The organism is Romboutsia sp., from assembly GCF_056995035.1.
The window spans coordinates 1-18,876 of sequence record NZ_JBXKIW010000008.1; the positions used below are offsets into that span (position 1 = coordinate 1).

The 18,876-nt window shown below is 28.0% G+C and carries 16 protein-coding genes, 1 other RNA gene and 1 pseudogene; 6 read left to right on the forward strand and 12 right to left on the reverse strand.

Translation table 11 applies throughout. The features are described 5' to 3' along the window. Position 1 precedes the first annotated feature (1 nt). Both AC11VW_RS00725 and AC11VW_RS00730 read right to left on the reverse strand, forming a co-directional pair. A complete protein-coding gene (locus tag AC11VW_RS00725; protein WP_484299478.1) occupies positions 2-1,288 on the reverse strand; it encodes an ABC transporter transmembrane domain-containing protein in 1,287 nt (428 codons plus the stop codon). Between the two features lie 147 nt (positions 1,289-1,435). After that, positions 1,436-2,164, reverse strand: coding sequence for a hypothetical protein (locus AC11VW_RS00730; protein WP_484299479.1), 729 nt, complete (start codon positions 2,162-2,164; stop codon positions 1,436-1,438). Positions 2,165-2,519: 355 nt separating this feature from the next. Between AC11VW_RS00730 and AC11VW_RS00735 the strand changes: the two genes are divergently transcribed. Next, on the forward strand, positions 2,520-3,425 hold the full coding sequence (locus AC11VW_RS00735) for a selenium metabolism-associated LysR family transcriptional regulator (protein ID WP_484299480.1): 906 nt from the start codon (positions 2,520-2,522) through the stop codon (positions 3,423-3,425). 39 nt (positions 3,426-3,464) lie between these two features. Here the strand turns inward: AC11VW_RS00735 and AC11VW_RS00740 are convergent, their stop codons facing one another. The 3 genes from AC11VW_RS00740 to pdxR form a co-directional block, all read right to left on the reverse strand. After that, positions 3,465-4,859 carry an aminopeptidase gene (locus AC11VW_RS00740; RefSeq protein ID WP_484299481.1) on the reverse strand — a complete coding sequence of 465 codons (1,395 nt, stop codon included), beginning with the start codon at positions 4,857-4,859 and terminating at the stop codon, positions 3,465-3,467. Between the two features lie 88 nt (positions 4,860-4,947). Next, entirely contained in the window at positions 4,948-5,166 is a 219-nt protein-coding gene (locus AC11VW_RS00745; protein ID WP_484299482.1) for a DUF896 domain-containing protein, read from the reverse strand. A gap of 60 nt (positions 5,167-5,226) precedes the next feature. Then, positions 5,227-6,648: a MocR-like pyridoxine biosynthesis transcription factor PdxR gene (gene pdxR / locus AC11VW_RS00750; RefSeq protein ID WP_484299483.1), complete on the reverse strand. Its 1,422-nt coding sequence runs from the start codon at positions 6,646-6,648 to the stop codon at positions 5,227-5,229. Positions 6,649-6,757: 109 nt separating this feature from the next. On the opposite strand from pdxR, the gene AC11VW_RS00755 reads away from it, so the two are divergent. The 3 genes from AC11VW_RS00755 to AC11VW_RS00765 are packed head-to-tail and all read left to right on the forward strand — an operon-like array spanning position 6,758 to position 9,594. Beyond that, entirely contained in the window at positions 6,758-7,552 is a 795-nt protein-coding gene (locus tag AC11VW_RS00755; protein WP_484299484.1) for a histidinol-phosphatase HisJ family protein, read from the forward strand. 50 nt (positions 7,553-7,602) lie between these two features. After that, entirely contained in the window at positions 7,603-8,928 is a 1,326-nt protein-coding gene (locus AC11VW_RS00760) for a polysaccharide biosynthesis protein (RefSeq protein WP_484299485.1), read from the forward strand. 9 nt (positions 8,929-8,937) lie between these two features. After that, positions 8,938-9,594 carry a hypothetical protein gene (locus AC11VW_RS00765; protein ID WP_484299486.1) on the forward strand — a complete coding sequence of 219 codons (657 nt, stop codon included), beginning with the start codon at positions 8,938-8,940 and terminating at the stop codon, positions 9,592-9,594. Positions 9,595-9,643: 49 nt separating this feature from the next. Here AC11VW_RS00765 and AC11VW_RS00770 read toward each other — a convergent pair whose 3' ends face one another. Continuing rightward, complete coding sequence (locus tag AC11VW_RS00770; protein ID WP_484299487.1) at positions 9,644-10,810, reverse strand: exosporium morphogenetic protein CdeC; 1,167 nt, start codon at positions 10,808-10,810, stop codon at positions 9,644-9,646. Between the two features lie 182 nt (positions 10,811-10,992). Here AC11VW_RS00770 and AC11VW_RS00775 point away from each other — a divergent pair, with 182 nt between their 5' ends. Continuing rightward, a complete protein-coding gene (locus tag AC11VW_RS00775) occupies positions 10,993-12,003 on the forward strand; it encodes a hypothetical protein (protein ID WP_484299488.1) in 1,011 nt (336 codons plus the stop codon). A gap of 44 nt (positions 12,004-12,047) precedes the next feature. Here AC11VW_RS00775 and ssrS read toward each other — a convergent pair. Together ssrS and AC11VW_RS00785 are read right to left on the reverse strand one after the other, a co-directional pair. Further along, a non-coding RNA gene (gene ssrS / locus AC11VW_RS00780) (6S RNA) lies at positions 12,048-12,235 on the reverse strand. An 86-nt stretch (positions 12,236-12,321) separates the two neighbouring features. Continuing rightward, positions 12,322-13,119, reverse strand: a pseudogene (locus AC11VW_RS00785) (hypothetical protein); the annotation flags it as partial. A gap of 234 nt (positions 13,120-13,353) precedes the next feature. On the opposite strand from AC11VW_RS00785, the gene AC11VW_RS00790 reads away from it, so the two are divergent. Then, a complete protein-coding gene (locus AC11VW_RS00790; RefSeq protein WP_484299489.1) occupies positions 13,354-13,812 on the forward strand; it encodes a hypothetical protein in 459 nt (152 codons plus the stop codon). Positions 13,813-13,886: 74 nt separating this feature from the next. Here the strand turns inward: AC11VW_RS00790 and AC11VW_RS00795 are convergent, their stop codons facing one another. From AC11VW_RS00795 to AC11VW_RS00810, 4 genes are all read right to left on the reverse strand, one after another. Continuing rightward, positions 13,887-14,531, reverse strand: a complete 645-nt coding sequence (locus tag AC11VW_RS00795) for a cyclodeaminase/cyclohydrolase family protein (protein ID WP_484299490.1) — start codon at positions 14,529-14,531, stop codon at positions 13,887-13,889. 17 nt (positions 14,532-14,548) lie between these two features. Next, a complete protein-coding gene (gene hutI / locus AC11VW_RS00800; protein ID WP_484299491.1) occupies positions 14,549-15,817 on the reverse strand; it encodes an imidazolonepropionase in 1,269 nt (422 codons plus the stop codon). Positions 15,818-15,822: 5 nt separating this feature from the next. After that, the gene (gene ftcD, locus AC11VW_RS00805; RefSeq protein ID WP_484299492.1) at positions 15,823-16,716 is read right to left on the reverse strand and encodes a glutamate formimidoyltransferase; all 894 of its coding nucleotides are present in this window, start codon (positions 16,714-16,716) and stop codon (positions 15,823-15,825) included. Between the two features lie 106 nt (positions 16,717-16,822). Further along, positions 16,823-18,862 carry a urocanate hydratase gene (locus AC11VW_RS00810; protein WP_484299493.1) on the reverse strand — a complete coding sequence of 680 codons (2,040 nt, stop codon included), beginning with the start codon at positions 18,860-18,862 and terminating at the stop codon, positions 16,823-16,825. Positions 18,863-18,876: the final 14 nt, after the last annotated feature.

Genomic DNA, 18,876 nt, shown 5'->3' on the forward strand with positions numbered 1-18,876 from the left:
TTCATATAACTATATTTTCTTTAACCGTTCCTGTAAACAAAAACACATCTTGAGCTACTACACCAATATTACTTCTTAAAGACTTTAAGCTAGTGTCTTTTATACTAACGCCATCTATTTTTATATCACCTTCAGTAAAATCAAAGAATCTAGGTATAAGATTACAAAGAGTAGTTTTTCCTCCACCCGATGGACCAACTAACGCTATAGTTTTTCCAGCTTCTATTGATAAACTTAAGTTATTAAATACTTCATTTTCATCTTCATAGGTAAATGACACATTTTCTATATCAATTTTACCTTTTATATTTTTTAACTCTATTGGATTTTTAGCTTGTGTTTCAGTTTCTTGATCTATTATTTCTATGAACCTTTCAAATCCAGTCATACCATTTTGATATTGTTCCATAAAGTTTATAAGTTTTTTTATCGGCTGAATAAACATTTTTACATATAATAAATATGCCGCAAAATCTCCTAATGTTATTTTTCCTGTATATGCGAAATATCCAGCTGATACTAATGCTATAAGTTCCAATATATCCATAAGTAAATTCATTCCTGAGAAGTACTGTGCCATAACTTTATATGCACCTTCTCTTGCATGCCTAAATATATTATTACTTTTATTGAACTTTTCTAATTCTTCTTTCTCTGTACAAAAAGACTTTGTTACTTTCATACCTGCTATACTATTTTCTAAAGTTGCATTTACGTCTCCTATTTTAACTCTAGTTTCTTTAAAAGCTTTGTTCATTCTTTTTCTTTGTGCTAATGAAAACCAAATTACAAATGGTAATATTGCAAATATTATTAACGTAAGGGTTACATTTATATCTATTAATATAAAGAAAGAACCAACTAACATAACTATAGATATAAATAAATCTTCTGGACCATGATGTGCTAGCTCTGATATGTCCATCAAATCATTTACTATTCTAGACATAATTACACCAGATTTATTATTGTTATAATACTCATTAGGAAGTTTTTGTAAATGTGTAATTACATCGCTTCTCATATCAGCTTGCATTCTTACACCCACTACATGCCCCCAATACTGCATAAAATAACTTAAAAATGCTTTTAATATAAATATAACCACCAATGCTATACCAAATACTACTAACATTCTCAAGTTTTTATTTGGAACAACATCATCCATTATATTTCTAGTTATCATCGGATAAACTAAATCACATAAAGCAAATAAAAATGCTGCTATAAGGTCTAATATAAAAAGTTTCTTATATGGGTTATAATATTTAATAAATCTACTTATCATATTTAAATTTTCTCCTATCTATCTTATTCTAATATAAGTATATCATAACTAAAATACTCGTTATTATATGAAGATCCATATAATATTATATCTAATAAAATATATTAAATAAAAAAAGTTATAATAAATTATTATAACTTTTTTACGTTAATATTTATATAAATACCCTGCTATGATATCCATAATCTCATCTTCACCAACTATTTTGATTTCGTCTATATTGTTTTTATTTTCAAAAACAGTTAATATTTTAGTTATATCTTGATTTTTATCTTGTAAAAAATATGCTTTCACCTTTTGATTTCTAGCTTTATCATAGGCTTCTATATTAGCCGTGTTCTCTCCTACTACATTGTATATCTCTTCTTCACTTTTACCACTGTAAGTATCAAAGTCAATATTATCTACTCTCTCTCGTTGCAATACTCCTTCTTCATTGTACTTATCTACAATTATATCTACATTATTACTTATAGCGTCTGTTTTAATATTATAATCAGAAAACTCATAAGTTTGAACTTCTATAACCTTATTATTACTTAACTCTATATATAACGCACTTCCCTCTAATTCGTTATCTGCTGTATATTTAGGATATATTAATCTTATATTACTTGTTTCATCAAGTTTCTCTAATGTATCTCCATTTTCCATATCTACATAATACGTAGCACAGTAAGGAGTACCCATGTTTTTCAGAATATATTCATAATCTTTGTTCATTATTTCATTAACATCGTTTTGAACTTTTGTCATAGTTTTTTGTTGAGTTGCTTCATCTGCTATAGTTGATTCTTCTATTATAGACTGTTTACTACAACCTGTAATAAATATACTAAATACAACAATACTAACTAATGATCTCTTTAAATTCATTGATTAGTCCTCCTTCCGTTAATTTCAATATTTATTTATAATTATATAAAAATATCACTTATTTTAAATAGTATTTATTAATTACCTTCTATAAATTGTATACGATTTATTCAAAAATAATAATATATAGTCCTATTATGTAATATTTTTGTAACATGATATCTTTTCTAAATTTAATCTTATATCAATTTACATTTAAAAATTAAAGTCAAATCACTTTAATATTATATCAGATTTATACTAAATAGGCAAAATGGCATGACCTATATTAAATTTTCATACTTTAATAACTAAATATTTTTAGATTTTATGTATGTTATAATATAAATATAATAATTAAAGGGAGACATTGATAATGGATTTTAAACAACTAGAAGTTTTCATTGCCGTTTCTAAACATCAAAGCTTCTCTAAAGCTGCAAGAGAATTGTTTTTGACTCAACCTACTGTAAGTTCTCATATTCAAAATCTTGAAAGGGAACTAGATACTATACTCGTAAATAGAAATAGTAAAAATATAACGTTAACTAAATCTGGTGAAATTCTTTATGATCACGCTATATATATACTAAATAATTGCAAGAAAGCTATTTATGATATAAAGGAGTATGCAGGTAAAATAGAGGGTATCATCGATATCGCTTGTAGTTCTATTCCTGAAACTTATATACTTCCTGATTTTTTAAAAAGCTTTTCTAATAATTATCCAGATGTTAGATTTAGCATTAGCCACTATGATTCTCAATATGCAATATCTGAAATTTTAAATGAAAGAATAAGCTTTGGATTAGTAGGTTCAAAAGTAAATAATTCTCAAATAGAGTATATAGATTTAATTGATGATGAACTTGTTCTTATAACTCCTTCAGATTTAAATCTCGATGCTGAAAATGAATTTATAGATATAAATGAACTATATAATCTTAAATTTATTATGCGAAAAGAAGGCTCTGGTACTAGAAACTTAATATTAAATACACTCGAAAAAAATAATTTTGCGATTGATAAGCTAAATATATTAGCTCATGTAGAATCAAATGAGTCTATAAAAGAAATGGTTAGACTAGGTTTTGGCGTTTCTTTTATATCTTATGCATCTTGTATTGACTACTTATACTCTAATAAAATTAATTTTTATAGAATAAAGAATGTTAATTTCACAAGAAAGTTTTATTTTATATATTCTAAGAAGAAAATTTTCAATCCCCTAGAGGACAAGTTTAAGAAAAATATATGTGATTATTTTGAAGTAAAAAGATAGACCTTGTATTTAAATACAGGTCTATCTTTTTACTATATATTATACATTTAAATTAAAAAACGCTTTATATCCTTTATACATTTCATATATATCAACTTTCGAAACTATTTCATGTGGAGCATGCATATTTAATACTCCTACACCACAATCTATAACCTCAGCTCCATAGTTAGCTAAGATATAAGCTATAGTTCCACCGCCTCCTTGGTCTACTTTTCCAAGCTCAGCAGTTTGCCATACTACATCTGCAGTATTGAATGTTCTTCTTACCTCTGCCACAAATTCAGCATTAGCATCATTACATCCACCTTTTCCTCTAACTCCAGTATATTTACTTAGTACTACTCCATGTCCCATATATGCAGAGTTTCTTTTTTCATAAACATCTGGGAAATTAGGATCATATCCTGCTGAAACATCAGCAGATAAAACCTTTGTATTAGCCATGGCTCTTCTTACTTTTAATTCACAATATTCTCCTTCTAATGCCATAAGTTCTGCTACAGTGTTTTCAAAGAACTTTGAATGCATACCCGTATTTCCTTGAGAACCAACTTCTTCTTTATCAACGCATAAAGTAACTGCACAGTATTCTGGTTCATTAGTTTCAATTATTGCTTTCACAGCTGCATAAGAACATACTCTGTCATCATGTCCATATGCTAATACCATTGATCTATCAAACCCTAAATCACGAGCACGTCCAGCTGGAACAACTTCTATTTCAGCACTTAAGAAATCTTCTTCTATCATGCCATACTTATCATTTAGTATTTTTAATATATTTTGTTCAATAGCTTCTTTTTCTTCGCCTTCTAGCGGAATATGCCCTACTAATATATTTAAACCTTCTCCAGTTATTCCATCTGAAAGTTTTTTCTGCATTTGGTCACCTGCAAGATGTACCAATAAATCAGTTATACAAAATACTGGGTCTGATTCATCTTCACCAATACAAATATCTACTTTACTACCATCACTTAAAATAACTACTCCATGTATAGCAAGTGGTGTTGCTGTCCATTGATATTTTTTTATACCACCATAGTAATGAGTTTTGAAAAATCCTAAATTAGCTTCTTCGTATAATGGATTTGGCTTTAAATCTATTCTAGGAACATCTATATGCCCACCGATTACCTTCATACCTTTTTCTAATGAATTTTTACCCATTACAAATAAAGCTACTGCTTTATCTTTATTGACTGCATAAATCTTATCTCCAGATACTACATTCCCTTTTTTTATTACTTCTTCGATTGATATGTATCCATTTGTTTTAGCTATCTTTACTATTTCTCTAGCGGAAGTTCTTTCAGTTTTACCATTATCTAAAAAATTCATATATTCTTTAGAGTATGACATAATTTCATCTAACTTATTGTTTTCTCTTTCTACTTCCCATGCATTCTTAAATTCATGCTTTAGTTTCATGGTGCCCCTCCCAAATTTATACTATATTCTACTCTTAACTATTTTATATTAATCACTTTTATGTGTGATTTTTTAGATATGTAAATACTTAGTTTTTGTTTTCCTTATTATTTTTCATATGCTCCTCATACTCTTCTGGAGAAACTACCTTAACAGTATCTAATCTAGATCTAAAGTGAGCTCTAAAGTTCTCTAAGTATTCTCCTCTTAATTTGTCTCTTTCTTTTGTTTCCTCTTCAGTTAATCCCTCATTTTTATTTTTCTTAGCTAATTCATTTATTCTATCTAATTTTTTTTGATCAAACATTTTGTCGTTCTACTTAAAATATATACTTGTTATTTTAAGTATTCTCCTTTCTTTTTTTATTTAATAAAACCATTTATTGCTTTTTAACGTTAATGTATTTTTATATTTTTGTAAAAATTCATCTAAATTATCACTTATTATAGATATTCCCTTTTCTAAATCTTGTATACTTGACTTTGCTATATTTATCCTGAAAAATCTATCATCAATCAAGTTATCAAAGAAATAAGTTCCTGGAAGAACTGATACACCCTTATTTAATAAAAAATCAGTGAATTCTTGAGAAGAATATCCTCTTGGTAACTCTAGAAAAAAGTTAATTCCTCCATTACTATTTCTTACTTTTAGTCTATCGCTTAATTTTTCATTAATCAATTTTTTTACTAAGGTATATTTTTGATTATATACCTTTTCTACTGAATCTAAATAGTCATTCCAATTAAAGTACTCCATATAGTAATACATTGATTTTTGAATAAGCCCTGGTGTTGATATGTCTGATGAGTACTTTGCCCATAATACTTTTTTTAATAATTCACTTGGTATATCTACAATACCTATTCTAAGCCCAGGCATTAAAATTTTCGAAAAACTTTTTATATAAATCACTCTATTTTTATCATCATAGCTTTTCAAAGGTTTGTTATCCTCTGAGTCAAATTTAAAATCACTCATAAAATCATCTTCTACTATATAAAAATTATATTCTTCAGCTAATTCTATTAGCTTTTTCTTCTTATACGTAGAATACGATATTCCTGTTGGATTTTGAAAATTTGGCATTATGTAGATTAATTTAGGTTTTATTTTTTCAAGCTTTAGTTTTAATATACCTATATCAATTCCATCATCTAGCATCGGTATTGATATTATTTTTGCGCCTCTACTTTTAAATACTTGTAGCGCACCACTATAGGTTGGTTCTTCTACAAATACTACATCTGAGTAGTTTATAAGTCCTTTACAAACAATATCAATTCCTTGTTGCGCTCCAGATATTATTTGAACATTTTCTTTTGTAGTTCTTATTCCTCTATATTCTAAATATTCTACCATCTTTTGTCTTAAATCATCAAATCCAAGACCTTCATCATATTCGAATATAGAGCTTCCTTCTTCTGATAATGCCATATTTACTGCACTTTTAAAATCTTCTATAGGAAACATATCTGTTGAAGGATTTCCACTATCAAAATAAATAACCCCATCCTTTTTTACACTCATTTCTTCTTTGTCTTTTTTAAGTACAGATACAAAAGTTCCACTTCCTACAGCTTTATATACATATCCGTCATTTTCTAATAGCTCATATACTTTTACAATTGTAGTATTGTTTACCCCTATATACTGAGCTAACTTTCTTATTGGTGGTAGTTTTTCATGTTCTTTTATTTCTTTCTCAACTATCATCTTTTTTATATAATTATATATTTGTAGATATTTTACAGCTTCTTTCTCTAATTTTATATCGTATTTTTCCATTTTATCACCACTTATATTTTTCATTAATTCCTTGATGGTTATATTTATATTTGCTAATATGTAGTATGTATATATAATACCAAAATTTTAATAAAAAGGGGAACTTTTTATGTTTTATGACTATCACATGCACTCTAATTTCTCTAATGACAGTAAAACTGCTATGGAGGATATGATAAAAAAATCTATAGATTTAGGGCTTAAAGAAATTTGTTTTACTGATCACGTTGATTATGACCTTGATACTGATTTTGATTGGGGTATTGATTACAATAAATACTTCGAGAAACTTAACTTCTTGAAAGATAAATATCGTGATAAAATCTCAATAAAAAAAGGGATTGAATTAGGTCTTCAAAAGCAAATAACAGATAGATGTAGTGAAGATGCAAGCAAATATCCATTCGATTTTATAATATGTTCTATCCATGCTATAAATAAATTAGATTTATACTTTGGCGAATTTTTCAAAAGCAAAACTCAGCATGAAGCATATGAAGCTTATTTTAATGAACTTTATATTGTTATAAAAAAATACAAAGATTATTCTGTTTTAGGTCACTTAGACTTAATTAAACGTTATGGTGACTATAATAAAATTTTAGAAGATAGTTTGTTTTCAGATATTATAGAAGCTATATTAAAACAAGTTATTTATGATGGAAAAGGAATAGAAATAAATACATCTTGCTATAGATATAATCTTCCAGATTTAACTCCCTCTAGGAATATAATTAATATGTATAAAGATTTAGGCGGTGAAATCATAACTACAGGTTCTGATTCTCATAATCCAACTCAAATTGCATATAAATTTGATTACATATACTCCTATTTAAAAGACTCTGGATTTAATTATGTATGTAAATTTGATCAAATGAAACCAGAATTTATAAAGATATAATTATTTTTTCACCCCCTTATGAATATAGTTAAATATAAGGGGGTGATTTATTGAAAATTCCCAATCTTGTATTCTCCACTATCATTTTATTTTTATCTAATCTAATAGTTAGAGTTCTTGGTTTTTTATATAAAATATTTTTATCTAAAGTTATGGGAGAAGTTGGTCTTGGAATATATCATATTCTTTTTAATTTCTTAATGATTTGTCTAGCTTTTACCACAACTGGAATACCCACTACCCTTAGTTGTCTTGTCGCAAATAAAAAAGCTTTGGGTGATAAACAGAGTAGTAATATTTTTTTTATTTCTACTTTGTATGTAGCTTTTTTTATTTCTTTAGTTATATCATTATTTATTTCTTTTAATTCAAGTTACATATCGCTTAAGTTATTAAAAAATGCTAATTTAAGTATGCTTATATTAGCAATATGTCCTGCTATAGTTGTCATAACTATATCTAATGTTTTAAGAGGATACTACTATGGACTAAAAGATGTTACTGTTCCTGCTATAGGTCAAATTTTAGAGCAAATAAGTAGAATCATATTTGTATTTTTATTTATTATGTATATAAATAATAAGGCTATGAATTGCTATATTGCACTTTTAGGTATTTCTATTGGAGAAACTATAAACATACTATTTATAACAGCCTGTTTATGTAGAAATTCTAATTTATATAATAAGTATACTATACAAGTAAAAGATTTTTATAATGCATCTATAGAAACAATGAAAATGTCTATACCTATAACTTGCAATCGTATGTCTAATATATCACTTCATTCAATTAGCTCTATGATAGTTCCATCTAGACTAGTTCTATCAGGTATTAGTTACAGTCAAGCATTGAGTATGTATGGTGTTATAAGTGGGATGGTAATGCCATTTGTTTATCTTCCTTTTACTTTAGGTTCAGCTTTAGTAGTTAATTTAATACCTAGCATTTCTCAAGAAATGTCCTTAGGCAAATACAAAAATGTAGTAAGAAAAATCATTTATGCTTTATCACTCACTTTTATTGTTGGAATTATATCTTCTATATTTTTTTATTTTTTTGGAAATAGATTATGCTTGGCTATATTTGATAATGCTTTAGCTGGTACTTATTTAAAAGCGATGTTTTTAGTACCTTTGTTTATGTCTTTGAATCAAACTTTGTCAGGAATATTACATTCTATAAGAAAAGAAGTAGCTTCTAGTGTAATTACAATTATTAGCATGGTTGTGCAGTTAATATCAATATATATATTACTTCCAGTTCCAGATATAAATATTTATGCTTATATATATACAGTGACGATAGTTTCACTTTTCACATGTTTATTACATCTTATAGTTCTTGCTAGAGCTTTGAAAAACTTTAAACATTAGGAGGCTAAAATGAATAATAATAAAGATATAAAACCCTTTTATATATATGCAGATAAAAATTCTCTATATATAAAAAATATAAATGAACAAACTGAGAGGTTAGCAAGTAATATTTGTGCTTATTCTGCGAATATTGATGATAATAATAATATTCATATTTGCGGGCTAGATTTTAGAGGAAAGTTGACCCATTTTTTCAATAATAATGGGTATTGGTTAAAAAAACCAGTTGGTAAGATATTTAATAATATTAAAAATATTAAAGATATGAGGCTATACGTTCTTAATGACATTTTGAATATATTCGTAGTTGAAAAATATCCAATGTCTGAAAATTTATATAAGATTTCTCACTTTAATTTTAATGCTAGTGATTATAAGATTTATAGATATACTATTAATAACATTTATAAAGATAATGAACATATCTATAAGTTAAATATTGATGAGTTATCAAATATTGTATTTGAATATAAATCCTCAAATGCAGGCGCTAGAGATGTAAATGACAATACTATTATTTTTAATAATTCTTCCAGAAAATGGATAAATACAACTTCTCTAATAAGAAGTTCTGATAACAATTCTAAAGCCGATTCTCATGGTAACTCCAACATAAAAGATGATATCTTTGAATACTGTTATAGTATAAATTATAAACTTTAAATAATACAAAGAAGGCTATCAAAATTATTGATAGCCTTCTTAATATTATTTATCTACCACAACCACAATTTCTTTTATTACATTCTTTATTATTATTTGTGTCTTCACCTCTGCCAAAATCACATACTTTATTAAATGTATCTACTATTCTTGGTTGTAGACTATTTGATGCTCCTAAAACTACTATCTGATCACTTATTAATGCACTAACTATACATTGTAAGCATAATACTAAATCTATATCATTTGGTATACATAAATCAAAATAACCCTCACATCCATCATGATCTACATATCTTAAAAATGCCTTACCTATACAATCTACCGTTAAACTAGTTTGAAAATCCTGTCTTAAAGTAAAACCTCTTCCATCTACTGGTAAGCATATAGGAGCAGATAATGTATTGAATATAAACTCAACATCTCCACATTGTCTTTTTTGTCCTCCTGCTCCTCTAACTGATGGATATGCTAATGCTCTAATTTCAGTACATCCACATTTACCTTTTAACTCTAGTACTAAATCTTCTACAATTACAGTTAAGCCTTTTTGTTTATATGCTGTACTTTCACCTTTTCCTTGATTAGAACATATAGCATTTTTTTGTCCACATACCGCATATTCAAATTTAGTTTCACATTCTTTACCATTTATATCTAGTGGTTGTAAGTCATAATCCTCTAGTGTAGTTTGCCCAGGATCGATTACTATTGCACTATAGTTTAAACATACTTCATATATATTTATACTTACTTTACCAGATTTTGGTACATGACCATCTATTTCAATTATTTCGTAATCAAAATTTAATGGTTCTCCACTTGGAGATGTTGCATCTGTAAATGTTTGGAATTCCATAGTATCAAATATTCTATTCGCTTCTATTGCAATCGGTACACTATTTGATACACAGAAATTTTTTGGTGCTATTGGGCTACAACATCCTGATACACAATTATTTGGTATGCACTCTTCTGATTCTATATCACATGGTTCACACTTTGGCTTTGAATTGCAATCACAATGGCAATGACATTCACAATTACAGTCGTGATCGTGGCCGTGATCGCAATTTGGTTTTGATTTACATCCACATGATCTATCTAGTTCGTCACATACATCTTCTTCGTATATTTGTTCTTTATTAACTTTACTAGTATCTGAACTTACTTGATGATTCATTATTTTTCTTTTATTCTTTTTTAGATCTTGCATATCTCATTATCCTCCCCTTGAACGAATTATTCTAAGTGTCTTGGCTTTTTTTTGCCTAATTAATAATATGCATTTTAATTACTATTTGTTACTTACTCGTAGTCTTCATTAACATAAAATAGAATATTTTTTTTTTTTGCAAATATACATTTACTATAAACACTTTTTCAAGGAGGGTGCTCATGAGTTTTATTAATAACTATTCAACTATTATTAGACGTTCTAACAAAGATATGTTTTATTTTCATTTAAAGGAAAATCTGGTATATGATTACTTTGATAATGATGGTAATCTGGTTTCATCTACACCTATAACTAAAACACCTATAGATTTTACTAATTTTTATTTTACTTTAGATAAAGATGATTCTGTGTATGGTGTCTATAAAGATAATTCCTTAAAGATGTTTGAAATCAAAAAAAATAATACTGTATTTTCTAAAAGGGATATCTTAACTTATAATCATAAGAAATTTAATATTTTATTTCCATACATAAGAAAATGTAGTGATGATATACATATTCTATATTATCTATGTAGTAATAATTCAACTAATACATGCGCACTATTTCATCACTATAACCATAATGGAATATGGGCAGAAAATAAGATAGATTTTATAAACCATATAGTCTTAGATAATTTTGTGGTATTGTGGATTCAAGATTCTCCTATTATTTTTTATTTAAATTTAGTTAACGGATATGAAGAAGTATTCTTGTCTAGATTTAATTATAATACTCTTACTTGGTGTAATCCTATACAAATTACCAGCTCTAAGAAAAATAAAATTTATCTATCTGTACTTAAAGACAGTATGAATTTCTATCATCTAACTTTTTGTGAAAATGTAGATAATGGATATTCTGTAAAATACATAAATGGATATTTAATGGAAAATAAATTAGATGTGAATATATCAAAATATATCACTGGTCCTTCCACTTGTATGTATCCTAATTTGGTAAAGAATGAATCTAATTTATATTTGATGTGGGTTAACTACGGCAAATTAAATACTACTGTATCTACTGATTTAGGCAAAACATGGGGTGAGCATGAAGTAGATGATTTTAGTATAGAAGAAGAGTTTACTAGAGCAAAATTTGTATCTAATTACAAAGACGATCTATCTTATAATGTAACTTCTATTTTTACAACTTGTGATGATGTGGGGATTTTAGGATTTTAATTATAAAAAAAGTGTTGCTAAATTAGCAACACTTTTTTTATGACTGAAATCCCAAAACACCGGTGGCCCATGCAAATTCATACCCGAGATACTCCCAGGTGGGTGACCTGTTAATAACTTTTAACTTCCTATAAAAAATTGTACAGGCATGTCATCTATTACTAAACTCAGTCTCCCGAACAACATTTGTCGGTTGAATTTACACAAAGCTTATCGAGTGATTCAGGATTTCATATTCTTATTATATAATAAAATCAAATATTTTTAAAGTGGTTTTATATAGTAATTAATATAAATTTAAGACTTTTTTCCACATTAATCCTCATTTTCATCTATGTAGTTACTAATTTCGTCATTTTCTTCCTCATAATACTCTTCTTCATATTCCTCATCATAATATTCATCTTGTTCATACTCTTCATTATCATTATTGTCATCATTATCTACTCTTAAAAGACTTCCTAATAATTTTAAGTTATTCATACTTCCTAGATTATTTATATTTGCTAATGAACTTAAACTAAATCCACCTTCTCCAAAATCATCTGGCAAAAATAATTCTGCAAATAAATCTATTTTCTTTTTCATATCTATAGCTTTATTAATTGACTCTTTTCTCTTTTCTGGAAATACTTCTAGTATTTCTTTTATCATCATATTTTTTTTATCTTGTTCATCCATACTTCTAAAAAAGTTCGCTTCATCTTCTTCTATTTCTTCTATACTACTAAGTTTTTTAATTCCTTTTACTAAATCTAATAAACTCTCTACTTTTACTAATATTTTTTTTTCATCTCTAGACATATATTTCTTAGTTCTTGTTATTATCTCCATCCCACGCTCTAAATCTTCATCACTTAAATCCATTAACTTCATACCTTTATTTATATCATCCATGTTAAATCCAAATAAATTTTCACTTCTCTTTGTTTCTTTTTTCTTTTTAACTTTTTTAGATTCTTTTGGTTTTGTAGAATTCTCTTTTTTTACCCGTTGTTTTTGATTTGATGAATTTCTTGTTGTATCGTCCGTTATCTTCTTTGATTTTGATTTATTTTTATTATCAAATAACGATAGGTCCCCTAGCGATATATTTCCGTTACTTAATGCAATCATTCCAAGTATCAATAGTATATTATTCAATCATAATCACCCCTTAAGATATACTTCTCCCTCATATATAAAGTATGTTTCCTCTGTTATTAGTGTTACTTTTTTTAATTCTTCTGCATATACATTACCTATAAGAAATTTTATTTATCTCAATATATATTTCATAATTTATAAATTATTTCTATATATAAATAGTATGAGGTAAGTTCAATATATATTATAGAAAGGGGAATTTTTATGAAAAAACTAAACACAGAGGCTTTAGAAAAAATGGCTAAGCAAAAAAATATAGATAAAGACAAAATAGAAAAGATTGCTGATAATTATAAAGGTAAATCAGAAAATGAACTTATGGATGAATTGGTGAAAATAGGTCAAACATTACAAGGAAGAGAAGAAGTTGTTTCTAAATTCAAAACTTTTTTAGATGAAGACCAGCGTAAAAAATTAGATTTAATAATGAATAAAATATCTGATGCTGAAGTACAAACTAAATTAGACAGTAAAAAGTCTAAACAAAAAAAATCTAGTTCAAATACTAAATCATCTAATCAATCAAATCTACCTGAAAAAACTAGCAAAAACCCTAAATCCACTAAAAATAGTTCTTCTGTAAATGAAAAAACACCAGATGCTACATCTAATAAAAAGGTAAAGAAAGTTGTGAAAAAAGTTAAAAAATCTAATCAAGATTAATAATCAGTATATTACAAGTTGTCTTAATATATAAAAAATATAGCTAGAGTCAAAATTAACTCTAGCTATATTTTTTAGTTTTCTAATTTATAATGAATATCTTGAATTAGAGTATCTTTTATAACCTTTGCACTTGATAAAATTTCTTTACAACTATTACTATAGCTATCATGTAGTTCTTTATTCTCAAGACCCATTAAATTTACTTTTACATTAAGTATTGCTCCTTCTAATCCTGTATATAACATTAACGTTCCTACTCCTATATCTGTTATTGCATTTTGATTTCCATATGTAACTAAGTATTCTAATGATTCTAATGCTTTAAGAGATAATTTAGCTGTTTTAAATGGCACATCTATAGAAAATAAAGTTGCATCTTGAATAGCATTTTTTCTAAGCTTTATTTGATTTTCTGTTTCTTTTGGCATTCTCATAGCTTTCATAACTTCAGTAAAAGATTCTGTATCTTTATCTATAAGTTCTAATAACTCTTGTCTTATGTCTGCCATTTTATTAAATCTATCAACAAATTCTAATCTTATACTTTCATCTAAAGCTTCATATTTTTTCTTTCCAAAACTTAAATGTGCCATCATTCTTGCAAGTGCAATTCCTATATTACTTGCTAGAGCTGCTACAGATCCACCACCCGGAGCTGGCGAATTAGAATCTACTTCCTCTGAAAATTCAGCTAGGCTCATATCTATTAACTTCATATATTATTTTTCCCCCTTTATTTATATACTACCTGTTTATTTTCTACAACTAATACACCTGATTTATATACTCTATCAACATGATTTATTCCAAAATGATACATAAGGTATTCTACGTTAGGTGCATCAAATACTACTAAATCAGCTTTTTTACCTATCTCTATTGAGCCTATCTCATTTTGTCTGTCTATAGCATAGGCTGCATTTATAGTAACTGCATTTAATACTTCATTCGGTGTCATTTTAAGACCTAAGCATCCTAATTGCATTACAAACTGTAAGTTCTCACTTGGACAACTTCCTGGATTGTAATCACTAGATAATGCTACAGGTACTCCTAACTCTATCATCTTTCTTGCATCTGCATATGCTTTATTTAGGTTAAATGATGTTCCTGGAAGTATATTTGCTATTACATTATTTTCAGCCATCATTTTCAAACCTTCTTCACTTGCTGCCATCAAATGATCTGACGATGTACATTTTAATTTAGCCGATAATTCAGCTCCTCCTAGTGATACAATCTCATCTGCATGAATTTTTAATTTATATCCCATTTCTTTTGCTTTGGATAATATGTACTCTGTTTCCTCTATTGTAAATACGCCTTCTTCACAAAATACATCACAAAACTCCGCTAATCCTAATTCTTTAACCTTAGGCATCATTTCATCAACTATTATATCTATAAATGACTTATGATTTTCTTTATGTTCTATTGGAATTGCATGAGCTCCTAAAAAAGTATGAACTAAATCTACTGGATGTTTTTTCTCTAAGTCTTTTGCCACTTTTAATTGCTTTATTTCTGCATCTAATTCTAAGCCATACCCACTTTTTGCTTCTACTGTTGTAACCCCAAATTCTAGCATTCTATCTAAACTCTTCTTTGCCTTATCGTATAATTCTTCACTACTTGCTTCTTTAGTAGACTCTACAGTACTTAATATACCTCCACCTTGTTTTAATATTTCTATATAAGGTAGTCCAGATAATTTTTTAGAAAATTCATTTTCTCTAGAACCTCCATGAACTAAGTGAGTGTGAGAATCTATTAAACCAGGTGTTACTAAAAGACCTTTTACATCTTCTATCTTTGTATAATTATTTATTATTTTTTTATAGTCATTTTTGGTTCCTATATCTATAATTTTACCATCTTTTATCGCTATATATGCATCTTCAATAATTTCTAATTCATTCATTTCTTGACCCACTTTAGGTCTTTCTAAACCTTTGCATGTAACAAGTTTTCCTATATTTTTTATAACTAAGTCTACTCTCATATCATCTACTCCATTAAGCTAGTCTCTAGTACTTTATCTAGACTAAAATTTTCTAATCCTAAATAATATCCTGCTACATCTATTAATGCTTCCATTGGGCATAATCCAACAACTTCACTTCCTGTAACATTAACTCCATATCTTTTTGCTTCCATTTTTACAGCTTCAAAAGCTCTATACATGCTAGTTTTAGTATAATCAGTTAAATTCATAGTTACTTGAGTTAATTTTCTTTCTGGTATTTCTACTGGTCCTGCTTTTATATATCTATATCCTCCACTTGAAAATCTTATAGTTTTAGCAATCTTACTTGCTATATTTAAATCCTGTGTATCAAGATTTATATTGTAAGCTATAAGAGGTCTTCTAGCTCCGATTGCTATTGCCCCTGCAGTTGGATGCTTTTTAGCTTGTCCGAAATCAGGAGCCCAATTTTCATCTTCAAACTTAGTATCTAAGCCTTCATACTCACCTTTTCTAACAGTAGCCAAATTTTCTCTTTCAGGTTTAATCGCAGCTTGTTCATATAAAAATACTGGTATTTCATACTTTTTCGCTACTTCTTCTCCTAATTCTTTCGCTATATTTATAGCATCTTCCATAGTCATATCTTTTATAGGTATGAATGGACATACATCTGTAGCCCCAAATCTAGAGTGTTGTCCCCTATGAACATTCAAATCTATAACATCCTTTGCAATTCCAATTGCTTCTAATACCGCATCTTTTACTTTTTTAGGATCCCCTATTACTGTAACCACAACTCTATTATAATTTTCATCAGCTTCATAATTGAGCAGTTTTACTCCTTCTTTACCTCTCAATGGAGTAACTATTTTCTCTATTTTTTCTAAATCTCTACCTTCACTAAAATTTGGTACACATTGTACTATAGCCATTTTTAGCCCCCCCTTTATGATTTGTCAATCTTGATAACAAATAGTAAATCGTGAACTATTTAACTCACTATTTACTATTTATTAAATTTGTAAATAAAATTTATTTTTATAAAATACTTTTTTCTATAACTTCATTTATTAAATCTTCATTAACTATATATGGAAGTGTTATATGGTCTTTACCTTCACACATTTTGTTATATTCAATAACAGTAGTTATAGAATTTTCATTTCTAGCCCAGGCGCGTCTCGCAACGCCACTCATAACATCCCATGGCATAGATGTTCTTAATATATCATCAACCCTTTGAGATCCATCAAGAACCATTCCAAATCCACCATTGATAGATTTACCTATACCAACGCCACCGCCATTATGTAGTGCTACTAAACTCATTCCTCTTGCACAGTTTCCTGCAAAACAATGAGTAGCCATATCAGCCATTATGTTACTTCCATCTTTTATATTAGATGTTTCTCTAAATGGAGAATCTGTTCCAGATACATCATGATGATCTCTACCTAACATCACTGGTCCTATTTCACCGCATCTTACCATATCATTAAACTTAAGTGCTATATTTGTTCTTCCCATAGCATCTTGATAAAGTATTCTTGCTTGTGTACCAACTACCAATGCATTTTTCTTTGCATCTCTTATCCAAGCCCAATTATCTCTATCTTGATATCTTCTATTAGGATCTATTATATCCATAGCTGCTTTATCTGTTTTTTCTAAATCTTCTTCTTTCCCAGTTAAACAAACCCATCTAAATGGACCATATCCGTAATCAAATAAGTGAGGGCCTAATATATCTTCAACGTATGATGGGAATATAAATCCATCTTTCTCATCTACGCCATTTTTAGAAATTTCACTGCATCCTGCATCATAAACAGCTTTCATAAAACTATTTCCATAATCAAAGAAGTAAACTCCTCTATCATGTAACTTTCTTATTAAATCAAAATGTTTTATCAAAGTCTTATCAACTAGCTCTATAAATTTTTCCTTATCTTGAGCTAATAATCTAGTTCTTTCTTCAAAAGTAATTCCAGTTGGACAATATCCTCCATCATAAGCAGCATGGCAAGATGTTTGGTCTGAAAGTAAATCTATATGTACATTATTTTCTACTGCATACTCTAGTAAATCAACTATATTACCGTGATATGCAATTGCACAAGGCTTTTTATTTTCCATATACTCTTTAGCTATTTCAAAAGTTTCTTTGCAAGTTGTTGCAACTTTGCTTACCCATCCTTGAGTATATCTAGTTTCTATTCTAGAATAATCAACTTCGGCTATTATTCCAACACCACCAGCTATTTCTACTGCCTTACCTTGTGCTCCACTCATTCCTCCTAACCCTGATGTTACAAATAACTTCCCTGCCAAATCAGAATGTTGGTCTACTCCAAGTACTAATCTTCCTGCATTTAGAAGTGTCGAATACGTTCCATGAACTATTCCTTGAGGACCTATATACATAAAACCACCTGCAGTCATTTGTCCATAGTTAGATACTCCTATTGCTGCTGCTCTTTTCCATTCTTCTTGATTATCAAACATACCTATCATAAGCCCATTCGTCAGTATTACTCTTGGAGAATCTGGTTTTGATTTAAATAATCCCACTGGATGACCTGATTGAATTGCTAATGTTTGATCTTGTGTTAAAACTTTTAAATATTCTTTAACTACTACATATTGCATCCAGTTTTGGAACACTTGCCCCGTTTCCCCATAAGTGACAAGTTCATAAGGATAAAGCGCTATATCAAAATCCAAATTATTGTCTATCATAACTTGAAATGATTTTCCTTCAATACATCTTCCTTCATATTCATCTATAGATTTTGCTTTTAAACTACCTTCTGGTCTAAATCTATAACCGTATATTCTTCCCATAGTCATCAATTCATTTAAAAACTCAGGTGCTAATTCTTCATGGTATTCTTCTGGTATATATCTTAATGCATTTTTTAATGCTAACTTAATATCGCTATCTGATAACTTTGCTTCTCTTTTTGGTGCTCTTCTTATTCCTTCTATAAAGTTTGGTACTTCTTTAGGAATATATTTTATTTTTATACTCATAGATTCTTCTATATCTTTATTTAACCTATTTAATATTTTTTCCATATTTATACCTCCTA

Excerpts from the sequence above, each read along its gene's own strand:
- ftcD (WP_484299492.1), bottom strand. The coding sequence starts at position 16,716 with ATGGCTATAGTACAATGTGTACCAAATTTTAGTGAAGGTAGAGATTTA.
- pdxR (WP_484299483.1), bottom strand. The coding sequence starts at position 6,648 with ATGGAAAAATACGATATAAAATTAGAGAAAGAAGCTGTAAAATATCTA.
- AC11VW_RS00810 (WP_484299493.1), bottom strand. The coding sequence starts at position 18,862 with ATGGAAAAAATATTAAATAGGTTAAATAAAGATATAGAAGAATCTATG.
- AC11VW_RS00730 (WP_484299479.1), bottom strand. The coding sequence starts at position 2,164 with ATGAATTTAAAGAGATCATTAGTTAGTATTGTTGTATTTAGTATATTT.
- AC11VW_RS00755 (WP_484299484.1), top strand. The coding sequence starts at position 6,758 with ATGTTTTATGACTATCACATGCACTCTAATTTCTCTAATGACAGTAAA.
- AC11VW_RS00735 (WP_484299480.1), top strand. The coding sequence starts at position 2,520 with ATGGATTTTAAACAACTAGAAGTTTTCATTGCCGTTTCTAAACATCAA.
- AC11VW_RS00745 (WP_484299482.1), bottom strand. The coding sequence starts at position 5,166 with ATGTTTGATCAAAAAAAATTAGATAGAATAAATGAATTAGCTAAGAAA.
- AC11VW_RS00795 (WP_484299490.1), bottom strand. The coding sequence starts at position 14,531 with ATGAAGTTAATAGATATGAGCCTAGCTGAATTTTCAGAGGAAGTAGAT.
- hutI (WP_484299491.1), bottom strand. The coding sequence starts at position 15,817 with ATGAGAGTAGACTTAGTTATAAAAAATATAGGAAAACTTGTTACATGC.
- AC11VW_RS00770 (WP_484299487.1), bottom strand. The coding sequence starts at position 10,810 with ATGCAAGATCTAAAAAAGAATAAAAGAAAAATAATGAATCATCAAGTA.
- AC11VW_RS00765 (WP_484299486.1), top strand. The coding sequence starts at position 8,938 with ATGAATAATAATAAAGATATAAAACCCTTTTATATATATGCAGATAAA.
- AC11VW_RS00740 (WP_484299481.1), bottom strand. The coding sequence starts at position 4,859 with ATGAAACTAAAGCATGAATTTAAGAATGCATGGGAAGTAGAAAGAGAA.
- AC11VW_RS00790 (WP_484299489.1), top strand. The coding sequence starts at position 13,354 with ATGAAAAAACTAAACACAGAGGCTTTAGAAAAAATGGCTAAGCAAAAA.
- AC11VW_RS00775 (WP_484299488.1), top strand. The coding sequence starts at position 10,993 with ATGAGTTTTATTAATAACTATTCAACTATTATTAGACGTTCTAACAAA.
- AC11VW_RS00725 (WP_484299478.1), bottom strand. The coding sequence starts at position 1,288 with ATGATAAGTAGATTTATTAAATATTATAACCCATATAAGAAACTTTTT.